Origin of the sequence: Mycolicibacter kumamotonensis (assembly GCF_002086285.1) — a bacterium.
Taxonomy (GTDB): domain Bacteria; phylum Actinomycetota; class Actinomycetes; order Mycobacteriales; family Mycobacteriaceae; genus Mycobacterium; species Mycobacterium kumamotonense.
Window position 1 is genome coordinate 1 of the sequence record NZ_MVHU01000027.1, and the last position, 15,641, is coordinate 15,641.

General features: G+C 65.9%; 19 protein-coding genes. 11 read left to right on the forward strand and 8 right to left on the reverse strand.

The window, feature by feature from the left end; all coding sequences use genetic code 11:
- Positions 1-353 precede the first annotated feature (353 nt).
- From BST28_RS16495 to BST28_RS16505, 3 genes are all read left to right on the forward strand, one after another.
- Positions 354-1,715, forward strand: a complete 1,362-nt coding sequence (locus BST28_RS16495; protein WP_083081937.1) for a Mu transposase domain-containing protein — start codon at positions 354-356, stop codon at positions 1,713-1,715.
- The gene (gene istB, locus BST28_RS16500; RefSeq protein ID WP_083081939.1) at positions 1,712-2,566 is read left to right on the forward strand and encodes an IS21-like element helper ATPase IstB; all 855 of its coding nucleotides are present in this window, start codon (positions 1,712-1,714) and stop codon (positions 2,564-2,566) included. Before BST28_RS16495 ends, istB begins: the two co-directional genes overlap by 4 nt.
- 74 nt (positions 2,567-2,640) lie before the next feature.
- Positions 2,641-3,798 carry an IS30 family transposase gene (locus BST28_RS16505; RefSeq protein WP_420093444.1) on the forward strand — a complete coding sequence of 386 codons (1,158 nt, stop codon included), beginning with the start codon at positions 2,641-2,643 and terminating at the stop codon, positions 3,796-3,798.
- Between the two features lie 280 nt (positions 3,799-4,078).
- On the opposite strand, the gene BST28_RS23360 is transcribed toward BST28_RS16505, so the two are convergent.
- The 5 genes from BST28_RS23360 to BST28_RS16520 all read right to left on the reverse strand — a co-directional run bounded on the left by BST28_RS23360 (position 4,079) and on the right by BST28_RS16520 (position 7,169).
- Complete coding sequence (locus BST28_RS23360; RefSeq protein WP_109560719.1) at positions 4,079-4,225, reverse strand: hypothetical protein; 147 nt, start codon at positions 4,223-4,225, stop codon at positions 4,079-4,081.
- A gap of 49 nt (positions 4,226-4,274) precedes the next feature.
- A complete protein-coding gene (locus tag BST28_RS16510; protein WP_083081941.1) occupies positions 4,275-5,198 on the reverse strand; it encodes an aromatic alcohol reductase in 924 nt (307 codons plus the stop codon).
- A gap of 364 nt (positions 5,199-5,562) precedes the next feature.
- Positions 5,563-6,069, reverse strand: coding sequence for a Rossmann-fold NAD(P)-binding domain-containing protein (locus tag BST28_RS24825; RefSeq protein ID WP_234808306.1), 507 nt, complete (start codon positions 6,067-6,069; stop codon positions 5,563-5,565).
- The gene (locus tag BST28_RS24830) at positions 6,054-6,506 is read right to left on the reverse strand and encodes an NAD(P)H-binding protein (RefSeq protein ID WP_234808307.1); all 453 of its coding nucleotides are present in this window, start codon (positions 6,504-6,506) and stop codon (positions 6,054-6,056) included. Before BST28_RS24830 ends, BST28_RS24825 begins: the two co-directional genes overlap by 16 nt.
- A gap of 45 nt (positions 6,507-6,551) precedes the next feature.
- On the reverse strand, positions 6,552-7,169 hold the full coding sequence (locus BST28_RS16520; protein WP_019735616.1) for an NADPH-dependent F420 reductase: 618 nt from the start codon (positions 7,167-7,169) through the stop codon (positions 6,552-6,554).
- A gap of 98 nt (positions 7,170-7,267) precedes the next feature.
- Here BST28_RS16520 and BST28_RS16525 point away from each other — a divergent pair, with 98 nt between their 5' ends.
- Positions 7,268-7,750: a MarR family winged helix-turn-helix transcriptional regulator gene (locus tag BST28_RS16525; protein WP_019735617.1), complete on the forward strand. Its 483-nt coding sequence runs from the start codon at positions 7,268-7,270 to the stop codon at positions 7,748-7,750.
- A 20-nt stretch (positions 7,751-7,770) separates the two neighbouring features.
- On the opposite strand, the gene BST28_RS16530 is transcribed toward BST28_RS16525, so the two are convergent.
- Positions 7,771-8,133, reverse strand: coding sequence for an ArsR/SmtB family transcription factor (locus tag BST28_RS16530; protein WP_019735618.1), 363 nt, complete (start codon positions 8,131-8,133; stop codon positions 7,771-7,773).
- Positions 8,134-8,232: 99 nt separating this feature from the next.
- On the opposite strand from BST28_RS16530, the gene BST28_RS24130 reads away from it, so the two are divergent.
- Positions 8,233-8,394 (forward strand): hypothetical protein, encoded by a 162-nt coding sequence (locus BST28_RS24130; RefSeq protein ID WP_019735619.1) that lies wholly within the window; start codon positions 8,233-8,235, stop codon positions 8,392-8,394.
- 22 nt (positions 8,395-8,416) lie between these two features.
- Here BST28_RS24130 and BST28_RS16540 read toward each other — a convergent pair whose 3' ends face one another.
- Positions 8,417-8,845 (reverse strand): cellulose-binding domain-containing protein, encoded by a 429-nt coding sequence (locus BST28_RS16540; protein ID WP_019735620.1) that lies wholly within the window; start codon positions 8,843-8,845, stop codon positions 8,417-8,419.
- A gap of 194 nt (positions 8,846-9,039) precedes the next feature.
- On the opposite strand from BST28_RS16540, the gene BST28_RS16545 reads away from it, so the two are divergent.
- The 4 genes from BST28_RS16545 to BST28_RS16560 all read left to right on the forward strand — a co-directional run bounded on the left by BST28_RS16545 (position 9,040) and on the right by BST28_RS16560 (position 12,331).
- Positions 9,040-9,762 (forward strand): FadR/GntR family transcriptional regulator, encoded by a 723-nt coding sequence (locus BST28_RS16545; protein ID WP_065287370.1) that lies wholly within the window; start codon positions 9,040-9,042, stop codon positions 9,760-9,762.
- Positions 9,759-10,415 (forward strand): sterol desaturase family protein, encoded by a 657-nt coding sequence (locus BST28_RS16550; protein ID WP_083081943.1) that lies wholly within the window; start codon positions 9,759-9,761, stop codon positions 10,413-10,415. Before BST28_RS16545 ends, BST28_RS16550 begins: the two co-directional genes overlap by 4 nt.
- Positions 10,416-10,467: 52 nt before the next feature.
- On the forward strand, positions 10,468-11,391 hold the full coding sequence (locus BST28_RS16555) for an NAD(P)H-dependent flavin oxidoreductase (RefSeq protein ID WP_083081946.1): 924 nt from the start codon (positions 10,468-10,470) through the stop codon (positions 11,389-11,391).
- A 106-nt stretch (positions 11,392-11,497) separates the two neighbouring features.
- Positions 11,498-12,331 (forward strand): DUF6498-containing protein, encoded by an 834-nt coding sequence (locus tag BST28_RS16560; protein WP_083081948.1) that lies wholly within the window; start codon positions 11,498-11,500, stop codon positions 12,329-12,331.
- A gap of 12 nt (positions 12,332-12,343) precedes the next feature.
- Here the strand turns inward: BST28_RS16560 and BST28_RS16565 are convergent, their stop codons facing one another.
- On the reverse strand, positions 12,344-13,360 hold the full coding sequence (locus tag BST28_RS16565) for a TIGR03617 family F420-dependent LLM class oxidoreductase (RefSeq protein WP_065287367.1): 1,017 nt from the start codon (positions 13,358-13,360) through the stop codon (positions 12,344-12,346).
- Between the two features lie 131 nt (positions 13,361-13,491).
- On the opposite strand from BST28_RS16565, the gene BST28_RS16570 reads away from it, so the two are divergent.
- Complete coding sequence (locus BST28_RS16570; RefSeq protein WP_109560720.1) at positions 13,492-14,034, forward strand: FKBP-type peptidyl-prolyl cis-trans isomerase; 543 nt, start codon at positions 13,492-13,494, stop codon at positions 14,032-14,034.
- Positions 14,035-14,385: 351 nt separating this feature from the next.
- A complete protein-coding gene (gene kasB, locus BST28_RS16575) occupies positions 14,386-15,639 on the forward strand; it encodes a 3-oxoacyl-ACP synthase KasB (protein WP_065287366.1) in 1,254 nt (417 codons plus the stop codon).
- Positions 15,640-15,641 lie beyond the last annotated feature (2 nt).

The following is a 15,641-nucleotide window of genomic DNA, read 5'->3' on the forward strand; positions in this document are numbered from 1 at the left end:
TCAGATCATCCTCGGGAAGGTGCGCCCTTTCCTACGCCGCCTCACCGAGGCTCATCCACAGGTATTGATCATTGCTCGGTGGTTTCTAGGGACGGTCGCAACACTTCCGTAGATTCTGGAGGTTGTGTTGGCATCGTCGCGTCGGGTGAAGAAGGGGCCGGGGCGTCGCCCGCAGTCGGCCAAGCGTCAGCGGTTCATGGAGCTACGGGCGAGGGTGACCGCGCTCACTGAAATTCCCCACTGACGCTCATCGAAATTCCCCACCCGTGTGGCTCCGCCGAGAAGGGCGGGCCTCCCTCGATGCTGCTGGTGTCTGACGCCAACAGTTCCAGTCGAAGGAGGCCCGCTTTCTCATGCTCACATGGGAGGACGACGTGGAAGTACATGCCCTACACAAGCGTGGTTGGACGATCTCGGCGATCGCCCGCCACACCGGCTTCGACCGCAAGACGGTCCGCAAGTACCTGGCCGGCGACGGTAAACCCGGGGTGCGCGCCCGCCCCGACCCGGATCCGTTCGACCCGTTCATTGACTACGTCACCGCGAGGCTGACCGAGGACCCGCACCTGTGGGCCCGCACGCTGTTCGACGAGCTCGAGGATCTGGGGTTTCCGCTGTCGTATCAGAGCCTGACCCGCAACATCCGCACCCGGAATCTGCGCCCCGTCTGCGAAGCATGCCGGACCGCCACACAGCGGCCGAATGCGGTGATCCCACATGCCCCGGGTGATGAAACCCAATGGGACTGGGTGGAATTGCCTGATCCACCCGAATCGTGGGGGTGGGGCAAGACCGCGCACCTGTTAGTCGGCTCGCTGGCTCATTCGGGCAAGTGGCGCGGCTTCCTGGCGCCGAGCGAAGATCAGCCGCACCTGGTCGCCGGCCTGGACCGGGTGACCCGCGGACTCGGCGGGTGTAGCCGGGTGTGGCGGTTCGACCGGATGGCCACGGTCTGTGACCCTGGCAGCGGCCGGGTGACCGCATCGTTTGCCGGGGTGGCCAAGCACTGCGGGGTGTCGGTGGCGATCTGCCCGCCCCGGCGCGGCAACCGCAAGGGCGTGGTGGAAAAGGTCAACCACACTGCCGCTCAGCGCTGGTGGCGCACCCTGGCCGACGACATGACCGTCGAGGCGGCGCAGGTGAGTCTGGATCGCTTCGCTGCGATCCGCGGTGATACCCGGCTGCGGGCCACCGCTGATGGCCGGTCCTCGGTTGCGGTGGTGGCTAAAAGGGAGCCTCTGGCACCGGTGCCGTCGGTGGCATATCCAGTGATCATCTCCGAGACCCGTAGTGCATCGCGCCAAGCAATGGTGTCCTACCGCGGTAACCGCTACTCGGTGCCCCCGGAGCTGGCCGCCGCCCAGGTCGTGGTGTCACATCCGGTCGGGGCCGAGTTCTGCGACATCGCCACCACGAGCGGGATCGTGATCGCCCGCCACCGCATGGCCGCCGACGGGCTCGGCGTCGCGGTGCGTGACAGCGGCCATGTCATCGCCTTGGACACCGCCGCGATGGCCACCGCGGCTACCGGACGCCCACACCGGCGTAAGGAACGCATCCCACCGGGCTCGGCTGCCAAAGCCGCTGCCGCGCAACTGCTGCAATTCAAGAAGACCTCCACCAGCGCCATTGAAACACCAACTTCATCAAGCGATTCCACCGTCACAGACCTGTCCGCCTACGAGCGGGCGGCACAGAACAGGACCATCCAATGACCCCAACCCCACGCACCGCCAAGACCCCCACCATGACCGCCGAGGAATCGCCGACGGCGGCGGCAAGCCGTTATCAGCAGCTGCGCTCGCATCTGGCCGAGCTGAAACTGGCCGCGGCCGCCGAAGCCCTGCCGGCGGTGCTCGACCAGGCCACCGCCGAAGGGTTGTCGCTGACCGTTGCGTTGGAGCGGCTGCTGGCCGTCGAGGTCGAGGCCAGCACCGCCCGACGGCTGGCCGGACGGCTACGTTTCGCCTGCCTGCCAACCCCGGCCACCCTGGCCGACTTCGATGTCGATGCCGCCGCCGGGATCGACCGCAAGCTCATCGACGAACTGGGCACCTGCCGCTACCTCGAATCGGCGACCAACATCCTGCTCATCGGGCCTCCAGGCACCGGAAAAACGCACTTGTCCGTCGGACTGGCACGCGCTGCCGCACATGCCGGCTACCGCACCTACTTCACCACTGCCGCGGATCTGGCTGCACGGTGTCACCGCGCCGCAATCGAGGGACGCTGGGCCACGACAATGCGGTTCTATGCCGGTCCGACGCTCTTGGTGATCGATGAGCTGGGGTACTTGCCGTTGCCCGCCGAAGCCGCATCGGCATTGTTTCAGGTTGTCTCCCAACGGTATTTGAAGACCAGCATCGTCATCACCACCAACCGCGGCGTGGGAGCCTGGGGAGAGATCCTCGGCGACACCACCGTGGCCGCCGCCATGCTCGACCGCCTGCTGCACCGCTCGGTCGTCATCAACCTCGACGGCGAGTCCTACCGATTACGCGACCACCACGCCGCCGCCGAAACCCTACGCAGAACCACCACCGGAACCCGCCAACAACTACACTGACCCACGCTCACAGGTGAGGAATTTCAACGAGCACCGCCGGGGATTTTCGATGAGCGCCGTCAAGGGGGTGGAGCGTGCGTGCGGCAGCCCGCGAAGTGGGTGTGTCGCGGTCCTCTGGGACGAACTGGGCGCGCGGTCACAAGGTCTACCGCAATGGCGTGGTCATCGGGTTCGTCGCACCGCTGGACCGGCTGGCGGTCCGTCAGATCAGCACCCGGTACCTGTCTGAGGACGAACGCATTGAGATCGCCGATCTGCGCCGGTCCGGGCTCAGCCTGCGGGCGATCGCACAGAAGTTGAGCCGCTCGCCGTCGACGATTTCGCGGGAACTGCGCCGCAATACCGTCCCTGGCCGCGGCTATCGCCCGTTCGACGCTCATCGCCGGGCCACCGTCCGAAGGGCACGTCAGCACCGGCGTCGACTCGACACCAACAGCGACCTTAGCGCCGTGGTCAGCGAGCTGCTCGCTCAGCGATGGAGCCCGCAACAGATCAGCCGTCACCTCCGATTGCGATTCCTCGACGACCCATCGATGTGGCTGTGTCACGAAAGTATCTATCAAGCTGTATATCAACCGAATTCGCGATTTCTACGCCCCTCACGTTTGGCGCCGCACCGACGCTCACCGCTACGCACCGGTCGGGATCACCGCCGAGCACACCACCGCAAGCAGCGCCGGAACGGCCGCTTCCAGCAGCCGATGCTGACCATCCACGACCGGCCCTTCCCGGCTATCGACCGGTCCGAGGCCGGGCACTGGGAGGGTGACCTCATCATCGGCGACAATCACCTCTCGGCGATCGGCACGCTGGTCGAGCGTCAGACCCGGATGGTGCGGTTAGTGCATCTACCCCGCGCAGACTCTGACTCGCTGCACGCCGCCCTGGTGGCCCGCATGAAGGATCTGCCAGCTGCGCTGATGCGATCGATCACCTGGGACCAGGGCACCGAGATGGCACGGCATCTGGCTACCACCGAGAAGCTCGGCGCACCGGTCTATTTCTGCGACTCCCGATCACCGTGGCAACGCGGCAGCAACGAGAACACAAACGGACTGCTGCGCGACTACTTCCCCAAGGGCGTGACCCTCATCAATCACCCGCCGGCGCACCTGCGGGCCGTCGAACACGAACTCAACCACCGCCCTCGCATGGTTCTTCAAGACCGTTGCCCCGCCGATCTATTCGCCGCCCTGTTAGCCTCCCAGAAACCGTCGGTGTTGCGACGTTGACTAGAACCCACCCCGTCGCGACTGGCCGGACTTTCAACCGTCGTCAACAGGACGAAGTCAATCGCTCCAGTTAAGCCTGTCAGCCGTCTTTGACCCCTCCCATCGGGGAGTTCGTGGCACTCGCTCCCCCAACGGTGTCGACTGTTTCGGTGCCAACGAATGCCGCAATTCACCCGTATCGAGTATGGCGGGTCACAGCTAACCCCTTGCTCGTCCGCGTTGTAATTGCGGGCGGTCACGAACCAGCGACTGTCGGCTCGCTACAAGGTCTCCACGCCGGCTAATCGTCCTTGTCGTCGTCGCGGTGCGCGGCCTCGATCACCTCAGGCGGTACCGGCCTCCGCAACCACGCCCGCATCCGCAAGAGCCCGCCGGCCACCGTCCCGGCAGCGAGCATGGCAGCGATGATCCAGAGCGTGATCGACATGCTGCAATTCTCCCCCTGTTCGCGGCGCCACGAGGCAGAACCTCCAGCTCTATTCTCTTGCGCTGAGGTATTTGGACGCCCACTCCTCGGCGGTGGTAGTCGAGATGCCGCGGATGGCATTGAACGTAGCGGCTTTTGGCCACGCGACGCCCCTGCCCAGAGCGAATACCGCCCGGTATTTGCGCAGACTGTCACCGGGGTTTCTTTCAAGCTCATCGAGTAGGTGCGCGACGGTCCATTCATTACGGATGACCTGAGCTCCCCGGGTCCGCTCGACGATATCGGCGAGCTCGCGGTAGGTGATCGTGTCGCCGGCGACATAGACGACCTGATTGGCGATAGGTGGCTGGGCCTGGATGATCTCCGCGGTCAGTACACCGATGTCCTCCGCAGTGGTAACGGTGACTTCGGTATCCCAACTGCCCAGCGCGTTAACGGTATTGGTGGTGAGGTCGACGACACCGAAGTCGGGTTCGAAGAGGAAGCTGACAAACATGCCGGTGGACACGATCACCCATTCGGTGGCGCTCTGGGCGCGTAGCATATCGCGAACGTCGAGTTGCTCGTCGAACAGGTCTTGGGGACTGCCGCGTCCGATCGCGTCGTAGTCGGCGCCGAACTGCCACGGGAAGTAGCGGGGAACCCCGGCCGCCAGCGCGGCTTCGGTGATTTTGCGTTGGGTTCCCGAACCCGCCGCGAATCCGATGCAGCTCACCACTGTGTGGAACTGCGCCAGCACCGTCGCCAGCTCGGCCACCGTCGCCGTCGCCACGTCAGCTTCCGCGATTCCGGCACCGCGGGCCATGATCTCATTGCGCAACTGGGCATGCCGGGGCGTGTTCGCCGGTCGCAGCAGCACCGTCACCGGCGGTGCGTCGTCCCGTTGGGACAGCGCGGCGACAACGGCGCCGCCGAGTTCACCGGCGCCGATGACGAGTACCTCTCCGCGATGTGATGGCTGCTTTGACTTCATGATCTCTCCGCGTTTTGGGGTTCGGGTCATAGTCGACGACCGCGACAACAACCCCGTGCTGCGCGGCATTCCCAGCCGCCTTGGGTCAGGCGCGCCAGGGCACTCCCCCGACCCAGGCCGGCAGCGGACGCCAGCTTATGGACATCTCGCCGACCTCCCGTCCGCATCGAGCCGGGCATAGAAGAACCCGTTGACTGCGACGCCTCCGATTCGTAGCCTGGCAAACGCGGCGCTGCTGGTCCCACCGCTGAGGGCTTCCCCGTTAACTGTCGTCGTCGGGCAAACGGGTGAGGGCCACGGTGTCGCGACGTGGGGCGAAGGTGGTCATCGCTACTCCCTGTGCCAGGTCAGCTCTGGTCAGGGCTCAGGCCGTCAGCCGGCCGGAGAAATAATTGCCGTTGTCCAGATCGGCGAGCAGGCCGGGCCGAGTGGGTTCCCAGCCGAGGGTCCGGCGCGTGATGAGATTGGAGGCCGGCAGGGACAGCGCGACCAGGTTCGCGTAGAACCCGAAGTGCCCCGGCAGCATCATCACGTCCGCGGGAATGCTCACGGTGGGCAGACCCAGGCGGCTGCCGATGGCCTCGGCGATCTCGCGAAACCGGATGCCCCCGTCCTCGATCGCGTGCCAGCATCTGCCGGCCGGCCCCTTCTCCAGTGCCAGGCGGAACACGGCGGCTGCATCGCGGACATGCACAGCGCCCCAGAGGTTTTCGCCGTCGCCGGGGTAGCCGGCGAAGCTTTTTTCCTTCGCAAGCGCGATGAGCCCCGGGAGGAAGCCGGCTTGATCGGTTGTGCTGTGTGCGATGGTGGGAAGGCGCACGACTGACGACCGCACTCCCCGCTCGGCGAGGCCGATTACCGCGATTTCCACGGCGTTACGAAACCGCAGGGTGCCCTTATACCCGTCGCCACTGAAAGCGCCGGGTCTTCCTCGGTGACCGGTCGGCCCAAGTATCCGGGCGAGGCCATACTGCCCGCGGCCACCAGTGGCTTTCCGGTTCCCGCGAGCGCCTCACCGTAGGCGAGCACGACCGGGAGCTCTGCGGCGGTCACGGCGTCGATCCCTCCGGAGGCAAGTAGGTCTTGCCGGTGCGCGACGTGGATGACGCCGTCGGAGTCCGCCGCCGCCTCTTTGAGCCCATCGAGATCCTGAATGTCGCCGCGGCGCACCGTAGCGCCGAGCTCGGACAACGCCGCCGCGGCCTTGTCCGACCGGGCAAGGCCGGTGACCTCGTGCCCGGCGGCGATGAGCTCGGGGATGATGTGGGAACCGGAATGGCCGGTCCCGCCGACAACGAGAACGCGCATAGCTACTGCCCTTCTGGGATAGGTGAACTGGGTGTTCGGGTGCGCTCAGCTGAGCAAGCTGACCCCGAGGAAGAAGTTGGTGTGCTGGACGGAATGGGCAAGAAGGCCCATCTGCAGTAGAGCCGCGTTCTCCAAAGCCCGTGCCATGGGCAGCTGCCCGGTGTCCAGCGGGCGCAGTCCCAGGCTCTTGATGAACGCCGACACCCGCCCCTTTACCGCCGCGTCGTCTCCGGCGATGAACACATCGGCTGGACTATCGGCGAGAACGTTGGCGAACAGGGTGTTGAACGCCTTGACGACGTGCGCACCCGCGGGGGCCACCCTGGCGATCTCCTCTGCGGCGGAACTGCCCTCGGGGGTGACGAGGCCGGTGAAATCGGAGGTCATCGGGTTGGTGATGTCGATGATGACCTTGCCGTGCAGGGCATCTCGGTACTCGCTGACCACCGCCGCCGCGCTGGCGTACGGCACGGCGAGGATGACGATCTCCCCGACGGGGGCGAGGCCGGGCGTCCCCACGGCGGCACCGCCGACCGCGGCGGCCAACTCCTTGGCTTTGGTCTGGTCGCGGCCGATGACCTCGACTGCGTTTCCGCCGGCGATCGCCCGGTGCGCCAAAGCGCTCGCCATGTTCCCCAGGCCGATGATGCTGATGCTGCTCATGACATGTCCCGTCGTGGTTGACAATCAATAATGTTGATGTGTCAACCATATGCACAGAATGGGTGATACGTCAACCAATTGGGGTAACATAGAGGCCGATGGAAGCGAACTGGCTGAACTCTCGCGAGGACCGCGCCTGGCGCGCCTTCCTGCACGCGCCGCATCGGCTCGCCGTGCACCTGAACCGCTGCCTGCAGGGATCCGGCCTGTCCGGGGCTGACTACGAGATCCTCGCGGTGCTCTCGGCGCACGATGGGGACCGTATGGCCGCCCGCGACCTGTCCAACGCGCTGAGCTGGGAGAAGAGCCGTCTCTCCCACCAGCTGCGGCGCATGCAGAAGGACGGGCTGATCAGCCGCGAACCCAATCCCGACGACGCGCGCAGCACCATGGTCTGCCTGCTCAAGGCGGGCCGTGCCGCCATCGAGAAGGTGGCACCCGGGCACGTCGAGGACGTCCGCCGGAACTTCATCGAGCTGTTTTCCCCGGCCGAGCTCGACATGCTCGCCACCCTCAACGAACGAGTCCTGCACCACCTGGCCGCAAGCTACGACTCCCCCGCCGAAGACGAGCCCGCTTAAGGCTGACCGGGCCCGGGGTTTCAGCCGGCAGACTGGGGGCGATCGGTCCGGCCGAGGCGCAGATGCTCGCTGTGGTAGATGGCCTCGTCGAGCAACTGCGCGACGTGGTTGTCATAGAGGTTGTAGACGATGCTGCGTCCGTTACGCACGCCGGTGACCAAGCCTAGGTTGCGCAGCAATCGCAACTGGTGCGACACCGCGGAGTGTTCCATGCCGATCGCGTTCGCCAGGTCCGCCACGGGCAGCGGGCTTTGCCGCAGCGTGCTCAGGATCATCAGCCGACTCGGGGTGGCCAACGCCTGCAAGGTGGTTGCGATCTGCGTGGCCGACTCGGCATCGAGTTTGCCCGCCGAGCGGGTCCGGCCCTCAACCCCGTGCCCCATGGTCGACAGCCTAACCCATCCAGGTATATATGAAGACCTCTTCATACATTCTGGTATTGTGGGCCGGGAAGGGCTCGGCGCAACCACGGAGGCGATCCCATGTCACACACCCCCACCTGCGACCAGGACAACCCCGGCCACACGCACGACCAGGGCTCGATCGAGCACACGCACACCCACACTCATGCCGACGGGACCGTGCACACCCACACCCACACCCACGACGAGGGCCGGCTGGACGACCACGCCCACACGCACTGATCGTGCGTCACCGAGGCGGCCTCTACGTGCAGAGCACCTGCCTGTTGAGCATGCAGTTCACCGGTGGCGAGTACGGCCCGCTCAGCACACCTCGGAAACCACCGGTGGCCGAGCCGCCGGGGGCGATGATGCGATTCCAGTTCGCCGGCGTCAGAACATAGTGCGTACCGGACCGGACAAAGTTGCTATTCCACGAGTGCGAGATGAATTCTCCTGGCGGCAGGTCGAATTCGAGTTTCCAATCGGTCAACGGCACCGCGCTCCGGTTGGTGATGGCGAAGCGCGCGATGAAACCGGTCTGCCACGTCGACGTCACCACCAGTGTCGCGGTGGCCGCCGCCGCATGCGCTGCGGCAGCGGTCAGGAGTCCGAAGACAACGACCATCACCGCGGACACGATTGCGTGCAGCGCTGTGCGCCAGTGCTGCACGTAGCTCACCTGTCCCGCCATAGCGGCGAACACTAAGGCCCCACGGTCGATGTCGGACCACTCCCCGCGGGCACGCGGCAGGATCTTTGCCCAACTGCAACCGGCGTGAAATCTCCCGTTCGGTTCCCCGAGCGGGTGTCGACGGTCCCGCTGTGCGCCCGCATGCACTGGTCTGACCACTTGACCTCTGGTCAGTCTTCGGGCATGGTGGGCGCATGGCTCTTCGACAGGTGACTCGACAATCGGTACCTGACCACGTCTTCGAACAAATCATGTCCGACGTGCTCAGCGGCGAAATGGCGCCCGGCGAACTGCTGCCCAACGAGCGCAGGCTCGCCGAGGTGCTGGGCGTGTCGCGGCCGGCGGTCCGCGAAGCGCTCACCCGTCTCAACGCCGCCGGCCTGATCGAAGTCCGCCACGGAGACGCCACCACCGTGCGGGACTACCGCCGCCACGCCGGCCTGGACCTACTGCCCCGCTTGCTGCTCCGCGGTGACGAACTGGACCTGGCGGTCGTGCGCAGCATCTTGGAGGCCCGGCTGCACAACGGGCCCAAGGTCGCCGAGCTGGCCGCCGAACGCAGCGGCGCACAGGCGGCCGACGTGCTCGAGGCCGCCGTGGCCGCGTTGGCCGCCCAAGAGGACCCGGTGGAACGTCAGCGTGCGGCGCTGAGGTTCTGGGACCACGTCGTCGACGCCGCGGACTCCATCGTCTTCCGGCTGATGTTCAACACCCTGCGTGCCACCTACGAGCCGGCCCTCGAAGCCCTTGCCACGGTCATGGCAGCCGAGGTCAGTCACCCCGAGCTGTATCAGCGAGTGGCGCAAGCGATCACCGCCGGCGACCCGGCCGGCGCGAGAAGCGCCGCGGTCGAACTGCTCGAGCCGGCCACACGCGGCCTGCTGACCGCCCTGTCCGGTCTGGATGAACAGCGATGACGACACAGGTACGTAGTGGGTTCACCCTGGTCGATGCCGGCCGGGAGTTCTGGCGGCACCCCTCCTCCTGGGTCCTGTCGCTCACGTTCATCGCGGCGCTGGCCGCCCGGATCGTGGTCGGCGACTGGCAGTTCAGCGACGTCGTGCTGCCGGTGCTGATGGTCGCTGCTTTCCCCGTCTTCGAGTGGATCATCCACATCGTCATCCTGCATTGGCGACCGCGCACTGCCGGCCGGTTCACCTTGGATCCGCTACTGGCGCGCAAACACCGCGAGCACCACCGTGAACCGCGCAGAATCGAGCTCATCTTCATCCCCTCGCAGACATTGCTCTGGCTGATCCCCACCACGGTCGCCTTGCCGTTGCTGGTCTTCAATCGACTCGGTCTCGGGCTGACATTCTTGGTCTTCATCACCGCCCTCGGACTCGTCTACGAGTGGACGCATTACCTCATCCACACCGACTACAAGCCGAAATACGGTGTGTACCGGGCGATCTGGCGTAATCACCGACTGCACCACTTCAAGAATGAGCACTACTGGTTCACCATCACCAGCACCGGAACCGCGGATCGACTACTCGGTACCTACCCGGATCAGTCGGCGGTCCCGACGTCGCCGACAGCCAAGAATCTCCACGGCGCGACACGCTGACGCCTCCGGATGGCCACGGCTGCGTCTCGAACCCGAAGTGCTTGAATAAGCCGTGGCCAACCGGATCCAGTCGCTTCTCGGGGTTGCCTACCCCGTCATCCAGGCGCCGATGACGTACATCGCGCGCGCCGAACTCGCTGCGGCGGTCTCCGAGGCCGGCGGGCTCGGCATGATCGAAACCCTCACCCCGGAGGGGCGCGCGGACCTGCGGCGGGTGCGCGAACTCACCGACAAACCGGTGGCAGCCAACCTCATGATCCAGGGATGGAAGAAGGATCCCTCGATCGTCGACATCCTGGCCGAGGCCGGCATACGCCACGTCTTCACCTCGGCCGGCGATCCCGCGTTGTTCACCAAACTGCTGCACGACGCCGGGATGACAGTGGTGCATGTCGTCGGATCACTCAAGGGCGCGCACAAGGCCGCCGACGCCGGTGTCGACGCGCTGGTGGTCGAGGGCGTCGAGGGCGGCGGATTCAAATCATTGCTCGGGGCCTCGACCATGGTGCTGCTGCCCCTGGTTGCCGAAAACGTCGACCTGCCCATCATCGCCGCGGGCGGCATGTGCGATGCACGGTCGGCGGCGGCGTCACTGGTGTTGGGCGCCGAGGGCGTGCAGATGGGCACCCGGATGCTGGCCAGTCAGGAATCCGCGGTGCACACGAACTTCAAGGAAGCGATCGTGGCGGCAAACGACGCCGGCACAGTGCTTCTCGACATTCCCGGCAATCCGACCATGCGGGTTCTGCGGACCGGACTGGCGGCCCGAGTCGCAGCACATGACCCGGGCGCGCAGCTGCTGGGAAAGGTCACCGAGCTGTACTTCGACGGCGACATGGAAGCCAGCGTCGCCAACACCGGCCAGGTGTCATCGCGCATTGCCGAACTTCTCCCGGTGTCGGAGATCATCCGCCGGACCTGGGACGAAATCGAAGCCGTGTTGAGCGAGGCGCGGTCCCGAACCGGCCGTTCGTAAACCGGAACGGGCGACCGCGTTGTCTCCGGGTCGGCGAACTCGCCCTCCAAAGAGCTTCCAGAGCCCATGATGATGCAATGGATCGCCGCATCCTGATGACCGGATCATGACGTCGCCCGATTCTTCGCGGGCGACGGCGATCTCGCGCTTTCAGCTGTTCGCTGCCCTCGGAGTGATCGCCATCCCGGCCCTGGGCTGGTTCACCCAAGATTGGTCCGGCGCGACGACCCTGGTGGTGTACTGGTTCGAGAACGTGACCGTGTGCCTGTTCGTGATAGCTCGCATCGCCGTGCACCGGCGCTGGAATCCCAGATATGGTCACTTCCACTATCGCGCACCGCAATCCGGCGGCCCGGCGAAGCAATCGTTTTTGGCCGGCTTCGCCCGCGTCAGCCTGGCCTTCTGCGCTGCCCACGGGATCTTCCTCGGCGCCATTCTGGGACTGCTGGCGCACAACCGCGCGACTGAGCTTGAACTCCTCGATCTGGATTGGCGCAGCGCCGGATGGGGGTGTTTGAGCGTACTGCTGTTCCTGACGCTCAATTTCCTACTCGATCTGGTCGACCTGCGCCGATGGTCGTTCCGAGACGTCGAGCGCACCGCCGATATCGGGCTGGGCCGCGTCATGGTCGTGCATCTGACGTTGTTGCTCGGATTCGCCGGGATCGCCGCCACCGATGCTCCCGGCACGCTGTTCGGGGTCTTCGTGGTGCTCAAGACCCTCGCCTCACTCAGCACGGTGGTTCCCCAATGGGAACCGGAACGCCCGCCGCGCTGGCTCAGCAGCCTGATGAACCGCATGCCGAACGTGCACCCCGGCGAGCGCTTCGAGGATTTCTGGGTCCAGGATCAAGAGCGCGAGCGGCAGAGGCAGCGGCGCAACGAGCAGCCCTGGCGGGCCGCGGCACCAGATCCCGGTAATCCAGGGGCGGCCCACTGACCCCACCGGGGACTACCGGCTCGAGATACCTCGCGCGATCTCGCCGTAGCGTTCGAAACGCTTGCTGTCGCCCAGCGCGTTGTACAAGACCAGGCGAGTCGCCACACCCCCGTACTTGGCGATCAGACTGTCCCCCAACTCATCCCAGGTCGACTCGGTCGCAAAGACGGCCAGGTGCTCGTCGGTGATCTGCGCCGCCATGCCCGCGAAGTCGCCGGCCTTCTGCTTCTCGCGGATACGGGCGGTCGTGCCGTCGAACCCGGCCTCGTCCCAGATGAATGCATAGTTCGGCGTGCTTCCGTAGAAGCTCATACTGGCGCGCACCAGTTCGCGTTCCTGATGGCGCTCTTCGTCGCTGTCGCCGACGATCGTCATCGCGGGCACGATGATGTCGATGTCAGCGGTGGAGCGGCCCGCCTTGTGGGCGCCTTCGGCGACCTTCGGAACGACGTGGCGCGCGATATAACCGGGCTCGCCAAGCGGATGGACGTGCACACCGTCGGCCACTTCGCCCGCCATGCGCAGCATCCACGGATTCACCGCCGCGATGTCCACCTTGGGGTCAGGGGCGTCGATCACGCCGGGGCTCCATTGCGGAGTGATGAAATCGAGGTCGTAGAACGGCCCGTGATGAGCCAAGGTCCCGGTCCGGAATGCGGAAAAGCATGCCTTGACCGCCAGAACGTAGTCGCGCAGACGTGGACCGGGATGGTCGAACGCCGCACCGTAACGCCGCACGACGTGGGTACGGACCTGCGTGCCGAGACCGAGCCGGAACTTTCCCGCCGTCGCCTCCTGCAGTTCCCACGCCGTCGCAGCGGTGACGAAGGGACTGCGCGGAAAGGCCACCGCGACTCCGGTCGAAATCTCCAGTCCCGGTGCGGCCTGAGAGGCGATGGCGGCGTTGAGATACGCGGTGCGGCCGGCTTCGGTGAGCAAAAGACCCGAGAAACCCGCGGCCTGGGTCTGGCGGGCAAACTCACCGACCTTCCCCAGCGGCTGTGGAATGGCCATGACGTCAACATGCACGAGCGAATCCTACGGGGTGGATCGTGCCGATAACCGGCTTCACGCCGGGCCGAGTCCGGATATCGACGACCCAGCATGCTGTTCGGCGGCTAAGGCCTGCCTGTAGCGTGACGGAGGTGAATTCCCCACGGATGCGTTCCCTGGTTTGGCTCGCCGCCTGCATTGCCGCCGCCGCCGTCCCCCTGGCCGGAGCCGGCACGGCAACCGCGGCCGACTCCTGCCCCACCGCTGCAGCGGCGGCCGGCGGGACGCCGGAGTGGACGCTGGACGGCGCCACCGGCAGCGTCGCGGTCACCGGGTCGACGTCCTCGGCAGCGCCGCGGGTCGAGGTCACCACGCCGTTCAGCGTGACCCAGACCCAGGTGCACACATTGCAGGCCGGCGACGGGCCGGTGGTTGCCCCGACGGCTACGGTGTCGGTCTGCTACATGGGTGTCAACGGTCGTGACGGCACGGTGTTCGACAGCAGCTACACCCGGGGCGCCCCGGTCGACTTCCCCCTCAACGGAGTCGTGCCGGGATTCCAGAAGGCCATCGCGGGACAGCATGTGGGCTCCACGGTCGCCGTCGCGATGACGTCCGCGGACGGCTACCCCGACGGTCAGCCCCGCGCCGGTATCCGGCCGGGCGACACCCTGGTCTTCGCGATCAAGATCCTCAGCGCCACAAGCTGACCTGCCGCGATATCGCGGCGCTTTCACCCTGTCCGGACCGGACTCGGCGCAGCTGCTTCGTCGTGACCGCCGGTCGCCTGAGCCATGGGCCAAAGATGATCTCCTCTCGGCGGCACCGCAATCGGCGCTGAGCTGAAGAGAAATTCCGCGAAGCGGCGTTTGGGCCGACCTGCACCGGGGAAAACACCCCGACAGTCGACTCGGTTGGGAACGGCGGGTGCGTTTTCGAAGGTCAACACGTGAGCGGGATGCGCCGGTGCATTCTCGCGGGACAGGGTCGGCCCGCGTGACCGCAGTCCGGCCGGTTCATCCTCACCAAGCGATCCCCCACCAGAAAGCCGGGTGACTGCCATGACCAGGTTCTCGACGGGCAAGGGATTTCCCGATGTGGTGGTCACCGGGGTCGCTATGACCACCGCACTGGCCACCGACGTCGACGACACCTGGAAAAAACTGCTGGACGGTCAAAGCGGCATTCGCCGTCTCGATGACCCCTTCGTCGAGCAGTTCCACCTGCCGGTACGCATCGGCGGCCACCTGCTCGAAGAATTCGACCATGAACTGACCCACAAGGAACTGCACCGTTTTTCGTATCTGCAGAAGATGTCCACGGTGTTGGGCCGGCGGGCCTGGGCCCACGCCGGATCACCGGAGGTCGACACCCGCCGTCTGATGGTGTCCATCGGCACCGGGCTGGGCTCACCGGAGGAACTGGTCTGGGGCTATCAGGGCATGGTCGAGCACGGCATGAAAGGCGTGTCACCGCTAGGGGTTCAGAAGTACATGCCCAACGCGGCGGCCGCGGCGGTCGGGCTGGAGAGAGGCGCCAAGGCCGGGGTGCTGACCCCGGTCTCAGCGTGCGCCTCGGGAGCCGAAGCGATCGCGCAGGCCTGGCGCGACATCGTCTATGACGAAGCCGACATCGCCATCTGCGGCGGGGTGGAGACCAAAATCGAGGCGGTACCGATAGCCGGCTTCGCCGCGATGCGCATCGTGTTGTCCACCAGCAACGACGATCCGGCCGGTGCGTGCCGCCCGTTCGACCGTGACCGCAACGGCTTCGTCTTCGGTGAGGGCGCTGCACTGATGGTCATCGAAACCGAACAGCACGCCAAGGCACGCGGCGCTTCCATTCTGGCCCGATTGATGGGCGCGGGGATCACCTCTGATGGCTACCACATCGTGGCGCCCGACCCGTCCGGCGAGCGAGCCGGTTACGCCATGACACGGGCGATCGAACTCGCGGGGCTGACACCGGCCGATATCGGGCACGTCAACGCTCACGCCACGGGCACCCACATCGGGGACCTGGCCGAGGCACAGGCGATCTGCAATGCGATGGGCAGCCACCGGCCGGCGGTGTACGCACCGAAATCCGCCCTGGGCCATTCGGTCGGCGCGGTGGGCGCGGTCGAGGCGATCCTGACGGTACTGGCATTACGCGACGGCATTATCCCGCCCACGCTGAACCTGCACCATCTCGACCCAGGCGTCGACCTGGACGTAGTGGCCGGCCAGCCTCGAATGGGTGACTATCGCTACGCGATCAGCAACTCGTTCGGATTCGGCGGTCACAACGTGGCGCTGGTCTTCGGCACGTATTAGAA